Here is a 16,089-nt window from a genome sequence, read left to right on the forward strand (position 1 = left end):
CAAAACGACACAGGCTCGTCACTTGCGCACGACTGCGCCGATCAGGCTCGTTCGAACCAAGTGACCTGGGCGCCGTTGCCGTGTACCTCGCGCCGTACAGCCGCGAAGTTTGTCGGTTTGAAGACACCACCGAAGGCCGGAATGCCGTCGCCCGCGACGACCGGATAGCTCTTGACGATCATCTCGTCGATCTCGTCGACCAGCTGACTCGCCAGCTTTCCACCGCCGCACAACCAGATGTCGAGGCCTTCCCGCTGCTTGAGTCCGCGCACGAATTCCGCCGCGTCGCCGGAGACGATCTCGACGTTCGGGTGGTCGACCTCGAGTGCCGAGGAGAAGACGTACTGCTTCAGGTGCGCGAACGGGTCGACCGCACCGACGAGCAGCCCCGGTTCATAGGTGCCGCGGCCCATCAGCACGGTGTCCCAGCGCTTGTTCGGCGCATCGACGTCCATGCCGAGGTGGGCGCGCATGTGCGTGGGAATGGAGTCGGGGAACTCCGCTGTGAGCGTGGCCTCGTACTCCGGGGTGACCGGATAGAAGTCGACCTCACCGCCGGGACCTGCGATGTAGCCGTCGAGGGAGACGCCGATGTAGTAGACGAGCTTTCGCATGGGTACCGCCTCAGTTGTTGTACTATGTGTGAAGTGGTTAAAACGTAGTACTACAGACGGAGTGGTGTCAAGTGCGAAAAAATCCCGAACGCCGACAAGCCCTGCTCGACGCCGCCATCGAGGTCCTCGCCGCCGAGGGCGCCCGCGGCCTCACCTTCCGCGCCGTCGACAAACAGGCGAACGTGCCCGCCGGGACTGCCTCCAATTACTTCGCCAACCGCGACGAACTGCTCACCCAGGCGGGCAGCCGCTTCTACGAGGTGGTCCAGCCGACCGAGGAGACGCTCGCCCTGGTCAGCGAGGGACCCAAAACCGTCGAGAACATCACCGCGTTGATGAAAGAGGTCGTCGGCAGGCTCGAATCGCACCGCACCGCCTACCTCGCGCTGCTCGAATTACGTCTCGAAGCGACCCGTCGTCCGGAGCTGCGCAAGGTGCTCACCGAACGGGTCGGCGCGGATCTGGAATTCAATGTCCGCAATCACCTGGCGTCGGGCCAGCCGGGCGACGAAGCCTCCGTACTACTGCTGTACCTGGCGCTGAACTGGCTGATCCTCGAACACCTAACCCTCCCAGGGGTGTTCACCGAGCAACAGAGTTCCCAGCTGATCGAAACAGCCGTCGAGCGGGCAATTCGCGGCTGACCCGGTCGTTTGTCCAGACCATAGACGTGTTGACGATCACTGGTACAACTGTGCACAATCGGGCGCGAGAGACAGCGGGGGTTCGGAGGACAGGCAAGATGCGCTCGAAGATCGACATCCGTTTCACCGTTGATGCTCATATCGACCAGGTCATGGATGCCCTACTGGCAGTCGATCGCCTAGCGGAGTGGTCGCCGTCCTACAGCGATGTGCGGATGGGCCCGCCCGATGCCGAAGGCAGACCGCGGCGAGTGTTCGTCACCGCCCACTTCATGGGTGATTCCGACACCCAGGTGCTGGAATATCACTGGGAACCGAACCGGGTGTCCTGGGAGGTCGTCGACAGCAGTCGCGGTTCCAAGGGTGGCGGCTCGTTCGAGCTGTTCGAAGCGGGCGAGGGCACCGAGGTCGATCTGCACGTCGAGCTGCGCTATCCGCTGCCCATCCCCGGCATCCTGTTCAATCGCACCTTGCGCAAGCAGAACGAGGAAGCGGTCGCCAACTTCATCGACTTCGCCGAGCGATTCCCGGAGAACGAGGGTTACGCCGTCGGCTGAGTAGCGCGCCGCCTCGGCTCCGAGGTGACACGATAGGCCCATGATCGGAAAACCACGGGCCAGATTCCAGCCCGTGACCGAGGGCAGCTCGGTCACCCAGCTCGAACTGTTCTTCGACCTGGTGATCGTCTTCGCCTTCACGATGGTCACCGACCTGGCCGCCGACAACACCTCGGCCGTGAACATGCTGCGCGCCCTGCTGGTGCTCGCGCTCATGTGGTGGTTGTGGATCGCCTATTCGTGGCTGGGCAATGTGGTGCGCGCCGACGAGGGCATCGCCCGAGTGGGCATCTTCATCGCCATGGGCGGGGCGTTCCTGGCCGCGCTCACCATCCCCGAGGCGTTCGCCGACCTGCCCGGTGGCTGGTACGGACCGCTCGTCTTCGCCATCGCCTACCTGGTCGTGCGGTTGGTGCACGTCGTCATCTTCTGGACGGTGAGCCGCGACGACCCCACGTTGCGCGGGCAGCTGCTGCGCTGGGCGCTCGGGTCGATCACGATCGGCACCGCACTGCTGGTGATCGCCGCGACCACCTCCGGGCTGGCCCAGATACTGCTGTGGCTCGCCGCGATCGTCGGCGACATGGTCTGGACGGCGGTGGCGGGCACGGATTGGCGGATCAACTCGGCCAAGCATTTCGCCGAACGGTACGGGCTGATCGTCATCGTCGCGCTGGGTGAGTCGATCGTGTCCATCGGCATCGGCGTGGCCGGATTGCCGATCTCGTGGCCGATCACGGTGGCCTCCATGCTCGGGCTCACGGTGTCGGGTCTGCTGTGGTGGCTGTACTTCGACGTGGCCGCCATCTCGATCGAAGAAGGTCTGGCGAACGCGAAGGGTTCGGCGCAGATCAAGATCGCCCAGTTCAGCTACACCTACGGGCACTTCCCGATGATCGCCGGTGTCATCGCGCTCTCGCTTGGGCTGAAGAAGGTGCTGTACTACGTGGGCGACTCCTCGCACCATCAACTCACCGATCCGCTGTACGGCATCCCGCTCGGCGCGCTCTACGCCGGGCCCGCGGTGTTCCTGCTCGCGGTCGTCGGCGCGAAATACGCCGCGGTGCGGCAGTTCTCGACCGCCCGAGTGCTGGTGGCGGCCCTACTGTTCGCGTTGATCCCGGTCGCCGCGCAGCTGCCCGCGCTCGTCTCCCTCGGCCTGCTGTGCGCGATCCTCGCCGCGCCGGTGATCTGGGAGACGGTGCACTATGCGCGCAGGCGCGACGAGATCAGGCACGCTTGATCTGCGCGAGATGATGGCGCACACCGTGTTCGGCCGGCGTCGCGCCGCGCTGTGAGGGCGGCACCCGCACGCCGGCGCGCACGGCCTCGTTGATCTGGTCGAGGTTCTCGCGCAGCATGTCGGCGACCAGTTCGTCGGTGCGCGGATCGTCGAGCAGCTGGTTCAGCATGCGATACACGGTGTCGGCGACGAGCCGGATGATGTCGTCGTGGAACGGCACGTAGCGCAGCTTGCCGGTCTGTGGGTCGTTCTTGATGAGATCGACGATGAGCTGGTCGATCTCGGCGTGGTTCTCCTCGAGCGCGGCGGCGATGTTCTTGGTGTAGTGGCCCGCGCGCAGCACATTGGAGACCTCGTCGAGGATCGCGACGGTCATCGGGCGGCGGATCACGTCGACGATGGTGCCGACGAACCGGTTGACGATCTTGGCCGTCACCCGCTCACCGAACGCCCGGTCGGCCACCCGGCCGAGCCGGATCAGGATCACCACGATCCGCAGCAACCGGAAGCCACGGAAGATCGGGCTGGTCACCGGGATCATGCCGAGCACTTCGTACCAGTAGACGAACGGGAACGTCCACGGCCAGCCCGCTCGCCGCCAGCGCCACAGGAACTCGATCGCGAAGATGCCGCAGATGGTCCAGTCGACCACCACGATGGCGTGATAGGTCTTGCCCGACACCGGGAAGAAGGTGATCCAGGCGACCAGCACCACCGACACGATCGCCAGGACGAGCATGAAAATGTCGAGGCGCATCGACGGCGTAGTGGTCCGCACGTCCTGTACCTCGACCGGTTCGATCCCCGGTGACGCCAACTCGACCGCTCCTGTGGTTCCGGCGGCTGACGCCGCTACTCGGCCCGCCCGATCGGCGGCCAGTACTTTGCCCACGCTAATTGGTTGCGGCGCCGTGCGAGTGGGCTTCGGCGCGTGTCAGCCGCGCAGGATCGCCTCGATATTGCGTTCGGCCAGCGCCGTGATGGTCAGTGACGGGTTGACGGTGGCGGTGCTGCCGGGAATCGCGGCACCGTCCATCACGTACAGCCCGGGGTGTCCGTGTACCCGGCCGTAGGCGTCGGTGGCCTTGCCGAGCACGGCGCCGCCCAGCGGGTGGGCGGTGAACTCGGCGTTGGCGTCGTAGCCGAGGGCGCCGTATTCGGCCAGCGCACCGGCCCGGTCGGCGATCCGGCGGTCGACCGTGCGTGCCGCGTGCACCACGGCATCCTGGGCGGCGGTCGGCCAGGTGAGGCCGACGCCGCCGGTGGCCGGGTGGTAACCGAAGCGGGCGCGGGTCGGGTCGAGCACCATGCCGAGCGAGGCGAGCGCGCCGGTTTCGAACGGGATGCCGGGGATGTACCAGTTCTCGAGCGTCAACGGCATCGTGGACTCGTCGTAGATGCGGCTCGCGCTCGGCACGCCCTGACCGAAACCGGCCAGCCCGCTGGCGCCGCGGGCCAGGACCACGTCACCGTTGGTGCCCCAGCCGTCGCCGATGTGCTCGTTGAGGTTGGGCAGCGCGCCGGTGGCCTGGGCGCGAACCAGCAGTTCGGAGGTGCCGACGGAACCGGCGCCGAGGAACAACTTGTCGCAGGTCAGGGTGCGGGTGCCGAGCTGCGCGCCGGTCGGGGCCAGTTTCGTCACGGTGACCACGAACTTGCCGCCGGGTTCCTGGGCGATGCTGTCGACCCGGTGACCGGGATACACCCGTGAACGGCCGGTCTGCTCGGCGTAGCGCAGGTAGTTCTGGTTCAGGTCGAACTTGGCGCCGTTGGAATTGCCCAGGTTGGACCGGGCGACGGTGGCCGACGGGCGCGAGCCGCCCGCCAGCTCGGCGCGCAGCACGTCCCAGGTGAAGATCGAGTCGTTGGGCACCGGCTGGTACCCGGCCGCCCGCACCTGATCGTCCCAGGCACGGGAGTGCGTGAACGGCTGGGACTGGTAGATGTCACCGGGCATCGGGTCGAGGCGCAGCATCTGGCGCACCCTCGGGAAGTACACCCGTTCCAGCTCGCCGTAGTCGACGACACCGCCGAAGACCTGGTCGAAGAGCCTGCGCTCGGGAGCGACCATGGCACCGGTGAAGATCACCGAACCACCGCCGACGGCCGCCGCCCGCCACACGTCGATACCCGCGAACTCGGTGACGTCGAGGACACCGCCGAACGTACCGAAACTCATCGGCACCTTGGTGACCCCGGTGAAGCTGGTGCGGTGCCAGAAGCCACGCCCGTCGGGCAGGTCGTCGCCGGTGAAGATCTCGCGCCACGGGTCGTTGGGCCAGCGCGAACCGCGCTCGAGCACGGTGTTGTCGATGCCCGCCTCGGCCAGGCGCAAGGCGGTGACGGCGGCACCGAAGCCGGAGCCGATGACGATGGCGCTCGTGTGCGCGGGCGCGTCCGGGACGGGGGCGAAGATCTCGGGAACCCACGATTCGAACATCGCCGATCGCGGGTCGGCGTGCGCGGACGTGCCCGTCAGGGTCGATCCGACAGTCCCGGCGAGCGTCGCCAGTCCCGCCGCCTTGAAGAAGGCGCGTCTGTGCACCAGGCCACCTCCCTCATCACGCATGGCCGAGCGCAGAATACCGCGCAACTTCCGAATCGACCCCGCTAGTGGCCGGATTTGTCACCGATCACCAGTGGGCGCCCACGTCAGGTCGTCAGCAGGCGGATCACGGCGATGGAGCCGACGACGACGATCACCGCGCGCAGCACATTCGGCGGCAACTTGCGCCCGACCTTCGCGCCGAGCTGACCGCCGATGATCGAGCCGACCGCGATCAGCGCCACCGCCTGCCAGTTCACGTCGGCGATCACGATGAAGATCACCGCCGACACCGCGTTCACGATCAGCGCGAGCACGTTCTTCACCGCGTTGAGCCGCTGGATGTCCTCGTGCACGAACACCCCGAGCAGCCCGACGAGAAGTACGCCCTGGGCCGCGCCGAAGTAGCCGCCGTAGATGCCGGTGCCGAACACCGCGACGAGCAGGATCGGCCCCCCGTGCGCGGGTGCGGGGGTGTCCTCGCCGCGGCGACGTTTCACCCAGGCCGCCAGGCGCGGCTGCACGATCACCAGGATCAGGGCCGCGATGATGAGCACCGGGACCACCGCCTTGAACGCCGCCTCGGGCGTGGTCAGCAGCAGTACCGCGCCGGTGATGCCACCGAGCAGCGAGGCGGTGCCCAGTTGCAGCAGCCGCTCGCGCTGGCCGACCAGTTCGCGGCGGTATCCGATCACCCCGCTCACCGAGCCGGGGACCAGACCGATGGTGTTGGAGACGTTCGCCGTCACCGGTGGCAAACCGAAGGCCAACAGCGCGGGGAAGGTGATGAGTGTGCCGGACCCGACGATGGTGTTGATGCCACCCGCCGCGATTCCGGCCACGAAGACGGCCAGTTGCTCGAACCAAGTCATGCGAATTCCTTTGGGACGTCTCGTCGTGCGCCAGGCACGTACAAGCGTTGCTGTCCCTGGAAACCGTACCGGTCGGACGGTGCGGTAGATATCGGCGTACCCAATTCCGCAGGCCGCTTACCAGCGCGGCTTCGCACACGGTAAGCTCGGGGAATCATGCAGCGGGCACTTCTTCTCGGCCGCCGCGACGGGTTCTGATACGGACCGGCTCCCGTCGCGGGGTTCCAACGCGCCGGTCGACCCGCTCCCATCAGGGAATCCACCACACCCACGGAGAAACTTGCATGTCCTCGGCTGACGCATTCGTATCCGCTTCGCGCACCATCACGGCCCCCAGCAAACCTGCCCCGGCCGACCAGCCCGCTTGGAACAACCAGAAGAACTCCTCGATGCCGGCCTTCCGGTACCGCCCGTACGGCGAGGAGGTCGAGCCGATCACGCTGCCCGACCGCACCTGGCCGGACAAGATCATCGACCGCGCGCCCGCGTGGTGCGCCGTCGACCTGCGCGACGGCAACCAGGCCCTCATCGACCCGATGAGTCCCGCCCGCAAGCGCCGCATGTTCGACCTGCTGGTCCGGATGGGTTACAAGGAGATCGAGGTCGGCTTCCCGGCCGCCAGCCAGACCGATTTCGACTTCGTCCGCGAGATCATCGAAGACGGCGCGATCCCCGCCGACGTCACCATCCAGGTGCTCACCCAGTGCCGCCCAGAGCTGATCGAGCGCACCTTCGAAGCGTGCAACGGCGCGCCGAACGTGATCGTGCACTTCTACAACTCCACCTCGATCCTGCAGCGCCGGGTGGTGTTCCGCGCCGACCGCGACGCGGTGAAGAAGATCGCCACCGACGCCGCCGCGCTGTGCCTGGAGATCGAGAAGCGCTACCCCGACACCGAGTGGCGCTACGAGTACAGCCCGGAGTCCTACACCGGTACCGAGCTGGACTACGCGCGCGAGGTGTGCGACGCGGTCTCCGAGATCATCGCGCCCACCCCGGCCAAGCCGCTGATCATCAACCTGCCCGCGACCGTCGAGATGGCCACGCCCAACGTGTACGCCGACTCGATCGAGTGGATGCACCGCAACCTGGCCCGCCGCGACTCCATCGTGCTGTCGCTGCACCCGCACAACGACCGCGGCACCGCCGTCGCGGCCGCCGAGCTGGGCTACCAGGCCGGTGCCGACCGCATCGAGGGCTGCCTGTTCGGCAACGGTGAGCGCACCGGCAACGTCTGCCTGGTGACCCTCGGCATGAACATGTTCTCCCGTGGCATCGACCCGCAGATCAACTTCTCCGACATCGACGAGATCCGTCGCACGGTGGAGTACTGCAACCAGCTGGCCGTGGCCGAGCGTCACCCCTACGGCGGCGACCTGGTCTACACCGCGTTCTCCGGCAGCCACCAGGACGCCATCAACAAGGGCCTGGACGCGATGAAGGCCACCGCCGACGCGCAGGACGCCGACGTCGCCGACATCGTCTGGGAGGTCCCGTACCTGCCCATCGACCCGAAGGACGTCGGCCGCACCTACGAGGCCGTGATCCGGGTGAACTCGCAGTCCGGCAAGGGCGGCGTGGCCTACATCATGAAGACCGATCACGGGCTGGTGCTGCCGCGCCGCCTGCAGATCGAGTTCTCGCAGGCCATCCAGGCGATCACCGACGGTGAAGGCGGCGAGGTGACGCCCAAGGAGATGTGGGACGTCTTCGCCACGGAGTACCTGAATCCGATTCTGCCGCTGGAACGTATCAAGCAGACGGTTACCGCCGCCGAGACCGATGGTGGGGTGGACTCCATCGTCGCGACGGTGAAGGTCGATGGGGTCGAGCAGGAGATCAGCGGGTCGGGCAACGGTCCGCTGGCTGCCTTCGTCGATGCTCTGGCCACTGTCGGTTACGACGTGCGGGTGCTGGATTACAGCGAGCACGCCATGTCGGCAGGTGACGATGCTCAGGCCGCCGCTTACGTCGAGGTCGCTGTGGGTGACAAGGTGGTTTGGGGCGTCGGCATCGCCACCTCCATCACCACGGCCTCGCTGCGCGCGGTCGTCTCGGCTGTGAACCGGGCTGCCAACCGCTGATCTACCCCACCGAGGGCCGGGCACGCACACGCGTTGCCCGGCCTTCAGGGTTTTGTGCACCACAAAGGTATTGGGCTGTATTTTTGGAGCGCTGGCGCGCTCGAGCGCGGCCCCTGGAGGGCCGCTACGCCGCTTCGCGGCGTCCCCTCCTCGAGGTCGGGGAAGGGTGGGGGCTGGGAATGCGGTCGTGGCGGACTTAGGTGTGCTGTCGGACTGGGGGGTGGCGGCCTACCTGCCAGTACACCGGGACCTCGCGTAAGGCAGCTCCGTGTTAGCGTTTTAGTGCACATTCAGGCCGACTTTCCTGCTCGAGTCGATCGAGCAAGTGGGGGAACTGTGACCGACAACGACCATAATCCGACCTCTCCGCCCTGGCTGCAGAGTCCGTCGGCTGATACGGCCGACGCTGCGTCCGGTCCCTCCGGGGTGCAGACGGTGCGCGACGACGAGAACGAAGCCGTCGAGGCCGCTGCCGACCCGGCGGCCGAGAGCACCGACAAGCCCGATGAGCAGCCGCCCGCCGAGGCGGAGGTCGGGATCTCCGAGCAGACCGTCTTCCAGCCGGGCGGGTTCGTGCCCGGACCCTTTGCGCAGAACACGTTTTCGGTACCCGACCCGTATCAGAGCGGTGGCGCGCATCCGGTGGCGAATGCCCCGGAGCAGCAGCCGTGGCCGGGTCAGCCGGGTCAGTATCCGACGGGTGAGCAGCCGTATCCCGGTGCGCCGCCGCAGCATCCGGGCCAGGAACCGCAAGCCGGGTTCGATCAGCCGCAGTTCCCCGGACAGCAGTTCCCGGGCCTGGAGCAGCCGCAGTTCCCGGGACAGGAACCGGTCGCGCCGCAGGGCCCGCAGTCGGAGCCGATCTACAGCTGGGCGCCGCCGCCTCCGCCGATGTACCAGCCGCCCATGCAGGGTGGGATGCCTCCGGGTCCGCCGCCGGGTGAGTTCGGCCAGCCGGGTCAGATGCCGTCCGGGGAATTCGGGCAGCCCGGCCAGATGCCGGGTCAACCGCAACCGGGTGAATTCGGTGGGCAGCCGATGCAGCCGCAGGGGCAGTTCCCCGGTGGCGCGCCGATGGGTGCGCCCGGGCAGCAGTGGGGCGCACCGCAGCAGCAGCCGTTCCAGCCGCAGCACATGACGCAGCCCGGGCAGCCGGGTCATTCGGTCAACGACCTGAATCTGCTGAAGCGGGCGCGTAAGTCGCCGCGCAGCGGGTGGCGCAAGGCTGTGCACAAGGTGTCCGGTGGTGTCATCAATCCGGGTGAGTCGGCGGCCGATGTGGTGCATCGCGACCTAGTCGAGCGGGTGAATCAGCCGGTGCGCGGCGACTACCGGATCGCGATCCTCTCGCTCAAGGGTGGTGTCGGTAAGACGACGACCACCGTCGGCCTCGGCTCCACCTTCGCCTCCCAGCGTGGTGACCGCGTGATCGCCATCGACGCCAACCCCGACCTGGGCACTCTCGCCCACCGGGTGCCGCGCCAGACCCGTTCGACGGTGCGCAACCTGCTCGAGGACCAGAGCATCACCCGGTACTCGGATGTGCGCGCACATACCTCGCAGGCGCCGAGCCGGCTGGAAGTGCTTGCGTCCGAGCAGGACCCGGCCGTGTCGGAGGCGTTCAGCGAGGCCGATTACCGCAAGGCGATCGGCATCCTGCAGTCGTTCTACAACATCATCCTCACCGACTGCGGCACTGGTCTGATGCATTCGGCGATGGCGGGTGTGCTGGATATGGCGAGCTCGCTGGTGCTGGTCACCTCGCCCGCGATCGACGGTGCGCGCAGTGCGTCGGCGACGCTGGACTGGCTCGACCACCACGGTTACTCCAAGCTGGTCGAGCGCACGGTCGTGGTGGTGAACGCGTCGCGGCGCGGCGCCTCGACGGTCGACCTGGACCAGCTGCGCAAGCTGTTCCTCGACCGCACCCGCGCGGTGCAGGTCGTCCCGTTCGACGACCACCTGGCCGAGGGCGCCGAGATCGACCTCGAACTGGTGAGCAAGCCGACCCGGCGCGCCCTGCTCGAGCTGGCCGCGATGGTCGCCGACGATTTCGGCTACCACGGTCAGCAGCAGTTCCAGCCGGGTATGCAGGCCCAGTTCCAGACCGGGCAGTTCCAGCCGGGCCAGTACCAGCACGGTCAGTTCTGACGTAGTCGGCCGGCGTGGCCTCGCCACGTCGGCCGTCGCACCGCACAGGCCAGGTCGATGCGCGCCGGTCGAGTCGACCGGCCTCAGCGAGTCAGCACGTCCGCTGCGGCTGCCTCGAAGGCCGCGAGCACCGTGGCGATCGCCGGACGGCGATGCGCCTGTGGCCGGGTGACGATCTCGTACACCCGCGCCGCCCGCACCCCGTCGAGCCGCAGCACCGTCAGGTCCGGGTGGGCGACGGCGAATCGTGGCATCAGCGCGACGCCGTAGCCCGAGGCGACCACGGTCTCGATCACCCGGAACTCGTTGAGCCGCTGGGCGATCCGTGGTCGCACCCCGGTGACGGTGGCGATGGAGTTGAGCACGTCGTCGACCGGGAAACCGCCGCGCACACTCACCCAGGTCTCGTCGGCCAGTTCCTCCGGCCGCACCGAATCACGGTCTGCCAGTGGGTGATCCGCCGCGACGACCACATCGATCGGTTCGCGCATGAGCACCCGCGCGGCGAGTCGCGGCCCGGCCAGCGAGGGTGCGCGTTCGTCGCGGTGGGTGAGCACGATGTCGTAGTCGGCGAGCAGTTTCCACGCTTCGCTCGGCGGCAGATCCTCGTCGCCCGCGACGAGTTCCACACCGCTGTCGGCGAGCGCGGTGAGCACCGGCGGCAGCAGCAGGGCGGCACCGGACGGGAACGACGCCACCCGCACCTGACCACGCGGCGACCCGCGATAGTGCGCCATCTCCGCCACGGCCCGGTCCATGGCGGCGAGCACGTCGTCCGCGCGGAGCACGAGAGCCTGCCCGGCGTCGGTGAGCCGCACCCGCCTGCCGTCCGGCTCGAGCAGGGCGACGCCCGCTTCCCTGGCGAGCACCTTCAATTGCTGCGACACCGCCGAGGGTGTCATCGACAGCGCCTCGGCCACCGCGGCGACGGTGCCGCGTTCGGCGAGTTCCCGCAGAATCCGCAACCGGTCGACCGAAAACATGAAGTAAATCTACTTCATTCATCCACTTTAATTCGATTGTCCTGATGATTAGCCGACCGCACGATGGACCATGTGACCACCCGTGACCGCCTGCTCGGCCTGACCGTCGTCGTTCTGTGGGGCCTGAACTTCCTGGCCATCCGCATCGGCCTCGACCACTTCCCGCCGTTCTTCTTCGCCGCCCTCCGCTTCGCCGTCATCGCGCTGCCGGTGCTCGTGTTCATCCCCCGCCCGGCTGTACCGACACGCTGGCTGCTGCTCTACGGCGCCGGTTTCGGCATCGCGCAGTTCGCGTTCCTGTTCACCGCCATGCACCTCGGCATGCCGACCGGCCTCGCCTCACTGGTCCTGCAGTCCTCGGCGCCGTTCACGGTCGTGCTCGGCGCGGTGCTGCTGCGCGAGCGGTTGCGGCCGGTGCAGATCGCGGGCCTGGTGGTCGCCGTGCTCGGGATGACGATCATCGGTGCCGACCGCATGGCCCATGCCACGCTGCTGCCGGTCCTGCTCACCCTCGCCGGCGGCCTCGGCTGGGCGTTCGGCAATATCGGCGCCCGCAAGGCAGGAGCCGACTCCCCCGGCTTCGACCCGCTGCATCTGACGCTGTGGATGTCGGTGGTCCCGGTGCTGCCGCTGCTCGCCCTGTCGATGGCCGTCGAGGGCCCGACGACCGGTTTCGCGGCACTCGGCTCGGCCTTCGTCACCGAAACCGGGCCGCCCGCGCTGATCGCCGTCGCCTACATCGCGATCCTCGCCACCGTCTGCGGTTCCGGGCTGTGGACGTACCTGATGAGCCGCTACCCGGCCGGTACCGTGGCCCCGCTGTCGCTGCTCGTCCCGGTCGTCGGCATCGCCGCGGCGTGGCTCGTGCTGGACGAACAGCCTACGGCCGCAGCCCTTTTCGGTGGCGTGATCGTCATCGCGGGAGCCTTCGCGGCGACCACCGCCAAGGCCCTTCTGGTCTCGACACCGACCACCGGACCGGCACCTGTCCCGGTCGATGCCGCGGTTGGTCAGTCCCTGCGTCCGCCGAGCGCACGCACGATCGGGAACGAGGCGAGATAGCCGAGCACACACAGCACCACCACGACGCCCAACCCGATCAACGCCACATTCCGCGCGGTGTTGTCGGGCGCGGGCGGAGTGGGCGGCACGGCCAGCTGCACCTGGCGCCCCTCCGCGCTCGACGGCTTCTTCACCAGCGGTGTCGTCGTGTCGACATCGTGGGTGAGCGCGGCGACGGGGTCGATGGTGCCGAACCCGCCGTAGGGGTTCCAGCCCTCCGGGGTGGAGTGGGTGGTCGCCTGGATGCGATGGATCACCTGGGCGGCGGTGAGATGCGGGAATCGGGCCCGCACCAGCGCCGCCACCCCGGCGACATACGGTGCGGCGAACGAGGTGCCGGCGATATTGCTGTCGCCCTGGTTGGTGACGGTGGCGTACGCGAGCCCACCGCTGTTGGGATCCAGCGACACGATCTGCTCACCGGGCGCCGACACCCCCACCCACGGGCCGGGCACGGTGAACGACGAGGGCTGTCCGTTGAGGTCGACCGAACCGACCGAGAGCACGTACTCGTCGTACCAGGCGGGAGTCACGGCGGTAGCCAGCGAATCCCACGGATCCGCACCAGGATTGAGCGGGTTGATGCCCGGATTGCCGGTGCAGGCCTTGTTGTCGCTGTTGCCGGCCGAGGCGATGATGACCGCGTCCTTCACCGTCGCCGCGTACGCGACGGCCGCGCCGAGCTTGCGGTCGTTCATCGTCGGTGAGCCGCAAGCGACCTCGGAGATGTTGATGACGGTCGCGCCCATGTTGGCCGCGTGCACCACGGCCTCCGACAGGCTCGACACATTGCCGACACCGCCGCCGTTCTTGGGGTCGTTCGGGTCGACCTCGCGACCCTTGGGCCGGTACGCGCTGGACGACTGCCTGATCCCGATGATCTGCGCCTCCGGTGCGACACCGGAGAAACCGTCCGTCGAGGACGGTTGACCGGCGATGATGCCCGCCACGAAGGTGCCGTGGGCGTCGCAGTCGACGGTGCCGTCGCTGTCGGCGACATAGTCACCGCCGCCGATGATGTCCGGCAACCGCGGATGGCGGGCGACGCCGGTGTCGATCACCGCGACGGTCTGCCCCGCGCCACGGCTGAACTGCCAGGCCGGTTCGAGACCGAGGAATTTCTGGGCCGGTGGGGTGGAGGTGGACGGGCTGGTCCGCGTGCTCGTGCACGGGTTCGCCGCTTCGACCTCGGTGTACGGCTTGGGCGCCCCGTCGCCCGGCAGGGCCGAGGCGTCGATGGCGGGCGGCCGTGCCGCGGCGGCGGTCGGCGTGCCGATGCTCACCGAACAGCCGACGATCCCCGCGACGAGAACAACCCGTGTGACTACGTTGTGCGCCCGCCGGCGCCCCCACCAATTCCCACGCACTGCGGCATTGTCGCACATCCGCCACCTACCCGGTTCGCCGGTGAACGGCCGGACCCGATTGCCGAATCGCCGCCGCGACCGGCGGGTGGTCGCTAGCATGTGACCGGTCGGTTTCGAGCTCGGCGAACTGCGCACAGGTCGATATAGCCAGGTCTTCGCCGCGCTCTAGAGTGGTGGCAAATAGCAGGCAATACTCGAGCAAGGCAGCTGAACAGCGTATGGCGGAACAGCGGTGGCCCGTATCGCGCAGGAATTTTCTGCACGGCACGGTCGCAGCGGGGGTGGTAGCGGCGGGGGCCGTGACAGGAGTGCCCGCGAAGGCCGCTCCACCCGGACGCCGGGTCGCGGTGCTCGGCGGTGGTGTGGCCGGGTTGACGGCGGCGCACGAACTCGCCGAGCGCGGCTTCGAGGTGACGGTCTACGAGGCGCGCGCGCTCGGCGGCAAGGCGCGCAGCATCGCTGTTCCCGGCACCGGGCGCGACGGCCGCCCCGACCTGCCCGGTGAGCACGGTTTCCGATTCTTCCCCGGTTTCTACCGGAACCTGCCCGACACGATGCGCCGAATCCCGGTGCCCGGCAACGCCGATGGGGTGTGGAACAACCTGATCGCCGTGCCCGAGGCGCGGTTCTCCCGGCGCGGCGGCGACGACATCTCGCTCGCCCTGCCCGGCACGGGGCTGCCCGTGACCACCGCCGACGCGGTCCGCGAAACGCTCACCGCGACGATCACCACCACCTCGCGAATGCCCGCAAACGAGGCCGCGTATTTCGCCAACCGGCTGCTGGTGTTCAACAGCAGCTGCCAGGCCCGCCGATTCGGGCAGTGGGAACACACCTCGTGGCGTGATTTCGTGCAGGGGCACACGCGCTCGCACGAGTTCCGCGCCATCGTGGCCCGCACGCTCACCAGCATCATGGTGGCCGCCAAGGAAGACCTGGCCAGCACGAGAACCATCGGCAGCATGGGTGAACAGTTCCTCGGCAACCCGCTCGGCATCGGCAACGACGGCGGGCTCGACCGGGTGCTCAACAACGCGACCAATACCGCCTGGATCGACCCGTGGGTGGCACATCTGCGCGGGCTGGGTGTGCGTTTCGAGCTGAACGCGCGAGTGGAGGAGCTCGTCGTGCGCGATCGGCGCATCGCCGCCGCGCGGGTGGCGGGGGTCGGCGAGGTCGACGCCGACTACTTCGTGGTCGCGATGCCTGTCGAACACGCGCGGACCCTGTGGTCGGCCGACGTGCTGGAGCTGGCGCCGCACTACGCGGCGATGGACCGGCTGTACGTCGACTGGATGAACGGCATACAGATCTATTTCCGGGCGCCGCTGCGCATCTCACGTGGTCACGCGGCATACGTGGATTCGCCGTGGTCGCTCACCTCGATCAGCCAGAACCAGTTGTGGACGCGCAAGCTGCCCACCTTCGGCGACGGCTCGGTGGCCGACTGCCTGTCGGTCGACATCTCCGACTGGCACACCCCCGGCATCCTCTACGGCAAACCGGCCACCGACTGCACGCACGAGGAGATCTTCCGCGAGGTGTGGGCACAGCTGAGCGAGCACCTCAACGATCGCGAACAGCTGTTGCGTCCCGCCGAGGTGCATTCGTGGTTCCTCGATCCGGGAATCTCCTGGCAGGGCGGCCGCAATGCCAACGCCGACCCGCTGCTCATCAACACCGCCGGTTCCTGGGACCACCGCCCCGAACCCCACGGCCCCATCGAAAACCTTTTCCTCGCAGGCGATTACGTGCGCACCGATGTGGACCTGGCGACGATGGAAGGCGCCAACGAGTCCGCCCGCGCGGCGGTGAACGCCCTGCTCGACGTGGCCGGTTCGGCGGCCCCGCGCTGCGAGGTGTTCCATCTGCGCCGCACGCCCGGCCTCGAACCGCTGCGCGTGATCGACGCCGACCGCTACGCCAAGGGCCTGCCCAACCTGTTCGACGTGCCACTGTGAACGCGA

At 68.0% G+C, this 16,089-nt stretch carries 13 protein-coding genes; 7 read left to right on the forward strand and 6 right to left on the reverse strand.

Translation table 11 applies throughout. The annotated features are described in order from the left end of the window. Nucleotides 1-41: 41 nt before the first annotated feature. Nucleotides 42-614: a dihydrofolate reductase family protein gene (locus ACWEVR_RS06130; RefSeq protein WP_452466034.1), complete on the reverse strand. Its 573-nt coding sequence runs from the start codon at nt 612-614 to the stop codon at nt 42-44. A 71-nt stretch (nt 615-685) separates the two neighbouring features. Here ACWEVR_RS06130 and ACWEVR_RS06135 point away from each other — a divergent pair, with 71 nt between their 5' ends. The 3 genes from ACWEVR_RS06135 to ACWEVR_RS06145 all read left to right on the forward strand — a co-directional run bounded on the left by ACWEVR_RS06135 (nt 686) and on the right by ACWEVR_RS06145 (nt 3,058). Further along, nucleotides 686-1,258, forward strand: a complete 573-nt coding sequence (locus ACWEVR_RS06135) for a TetR/AcrR family transcriptional regulator (RefSeq protein ID WP_067640437.1) — start codon at nt 686-688, stop codon at nt 1,256-1,258. Nucleotides 1,259-1,356: 98 nt separating this feature from the next. After that, nucleotides 1,357-1,815, forward strand: a complete 459-nt coding sequence (locus ACWEVR_RS06140; protein WP_452466035.1) for an SRPBCC family protein — start codon at nt 1,357-1,359, stop codon at nt 1,813-1,815. Nucleotides 1,816-1,855: 40 nt separating this feature from the next. After that, nucleotides 1,856-3,058 (forward strand): low temperature requirement protein A, encoded by a 1,203-nt coding sequence (locus ACWEVR_RS06145; protein WP_452466036.1) that lies wholly within the window; start codon nt 1,856-1,858, stop codon nt 3,056-3,058. On the opposite strand, the gene ACWEVR_RS06150 is transcribed toward ACWEVR_RS06145, so the two are convergent. The 3 genes from ACWEVR_RS06150 to ACWEVR_RS06160 all read right to left on the reverse strand — a co-directional run bounded on the left by ACWEVR_RS06150 (nt 3,045) and on the right by ACWEVR_RS06160 (nt 6,475). Next, nucleotides 3,045-3,950 (reverse strand): ion transporter, encoded by a 906-nt coding sequence (locus tag ACWEVR_RS06150; protein WP_452466037.1) that lies wholly within the window; start codon nt 3,948-3,950, stop codon nt 3,045-3,047. The genes ACWEVR_RS06145 and ACWEVR_RS06150 overlap by 14 nt on opposite strands. 42 nt (nt 3,951-3,992) lie before the next feature. After that, a complete protein-coding gene (locus ACWEVR_RS06155) occupies nt 3,993-5,627 on the reverse strand; it encodes a GMC oxidoreductase (protein WP_452466038.1) in 1,635 nt (544 codons plus the stop codon). Nucleotides 5,628-5,710: 83 nt separating this feature from the next. Next, nucleotides 5,711-6,475 carry a sulfite exporter TauE/SafE family protein gene (locus ACWEVR_RS06160; protein WP_067640427.1) on the reverse strand — a complete coding sequence of 255 codons (765 nt, stop codon included), beginning with the start codon at nt 6,473-6,475 and terminating at the stop codon, nt 5,711-5,713. A gap of 284 nt (nt 6,476-6,759) precedes the next feature. Here ACWEVR_RS06160 and leuA point away from each other — a divergent pair, with 284 nt between their 5' ends. Both leuA and ACWEVR_RS06170 read left to right on the forward strand, forming a co-directional pair. Continuing rightward, on the forward strand, nt 6,760-8,559 hold the full coding sequence (gene leuA, locus ACWEVR_RS06165; protein WP_452466039.1) for a 2-isopropylmalate synthase: 1,800 nt from the start codon (nt 6,760-6,762) through the stop codon (nt 8,557-8,559). A gap of 426 nt (nt 8,560-8,985) precedes the next feature. Beyond that, nucleotides 8,986-10,710, forward strand: coding sequence for a nucleotide-binding protein (locus tag ACWEVR_RS06170; RefSeq protein ID WP_452466166.1), 1,725 nt, complete (start codon nt 8,986-8,988; stop codon nt 10,708-10,710). An 83-nt stretch (nt 10,711-10,793) separates the two neighbouring features. On the opposite strand, the gene ACWEVR_RS06175 is transcribed toward ACWEVR_RS06170, so the two are convergent. Then, the gene (locus tag ACWEVR_RS06175; RefSeq protein ID WP_452466040.1) at nt 10,794-11,693 is read right to left on the reverse strand and encodes a LysR family transcriptional regulator; all 900 of its coding nucleotides are present in this window, start codon (nt 11,691-11,693) and stop codon (nt 10,794-10,796) included. Nucleotides 11,694-11,765: 72 nt separating this feature from the next. Between ACWEVR_RS06175 and ACWEVR_RS06180 the strand changes: the two genes are divergently transcribed. Next, complete coding sequence (locus ACWEVR_RS06180; RefSeq protein ID WP_452466041.1) at nt 11,766-12,755, forward strand: EamA family transporter; 990 nt, start codon at nt 11,766-11,768, stop codon at nt 12,753-12,755. On the opposite strand, the gene mycP is transcribed toward ACWEVR_RS06180, so the two are convergent. Further along, a complete protein-coding gene (gene mycP, locus ACWEVR_RS06185; RefSeq protein WP_452466042.1) occupies nt 12,704-14,038 on the reverse strand; it encodes a type VII secretion-associated serine protease mycosin in 1,335 nt (444 codons plus the stop codon). The two genes, ACWEVR_RS06180 and mycP, sit on opposite strands and share 52 nt — an antisense overlap. Before the next feature lie 383 nt (nt 14,039-14,421). Here mycP and ACWEVR_RS06190 point away from each other — a divergent pair, with 383 nt between their 5' ends. Beyond that, nucleotides 14,422-16,083, forward strand: a complete 1,662-nt coding sequence (locus ACWEVR_RS06190) for a hydroxysqualene dehydroxylase (protein WP_452466043.1) — start codon at nt 14,422-14,424, stop codon at nt 16,081-16,083. Nucleotides 16,084-16,089: the final 6 nt, after the last annotated feature.

It is taken from the genome of Nocardia sp. NPDC003979, assembly GCF_053605015.1.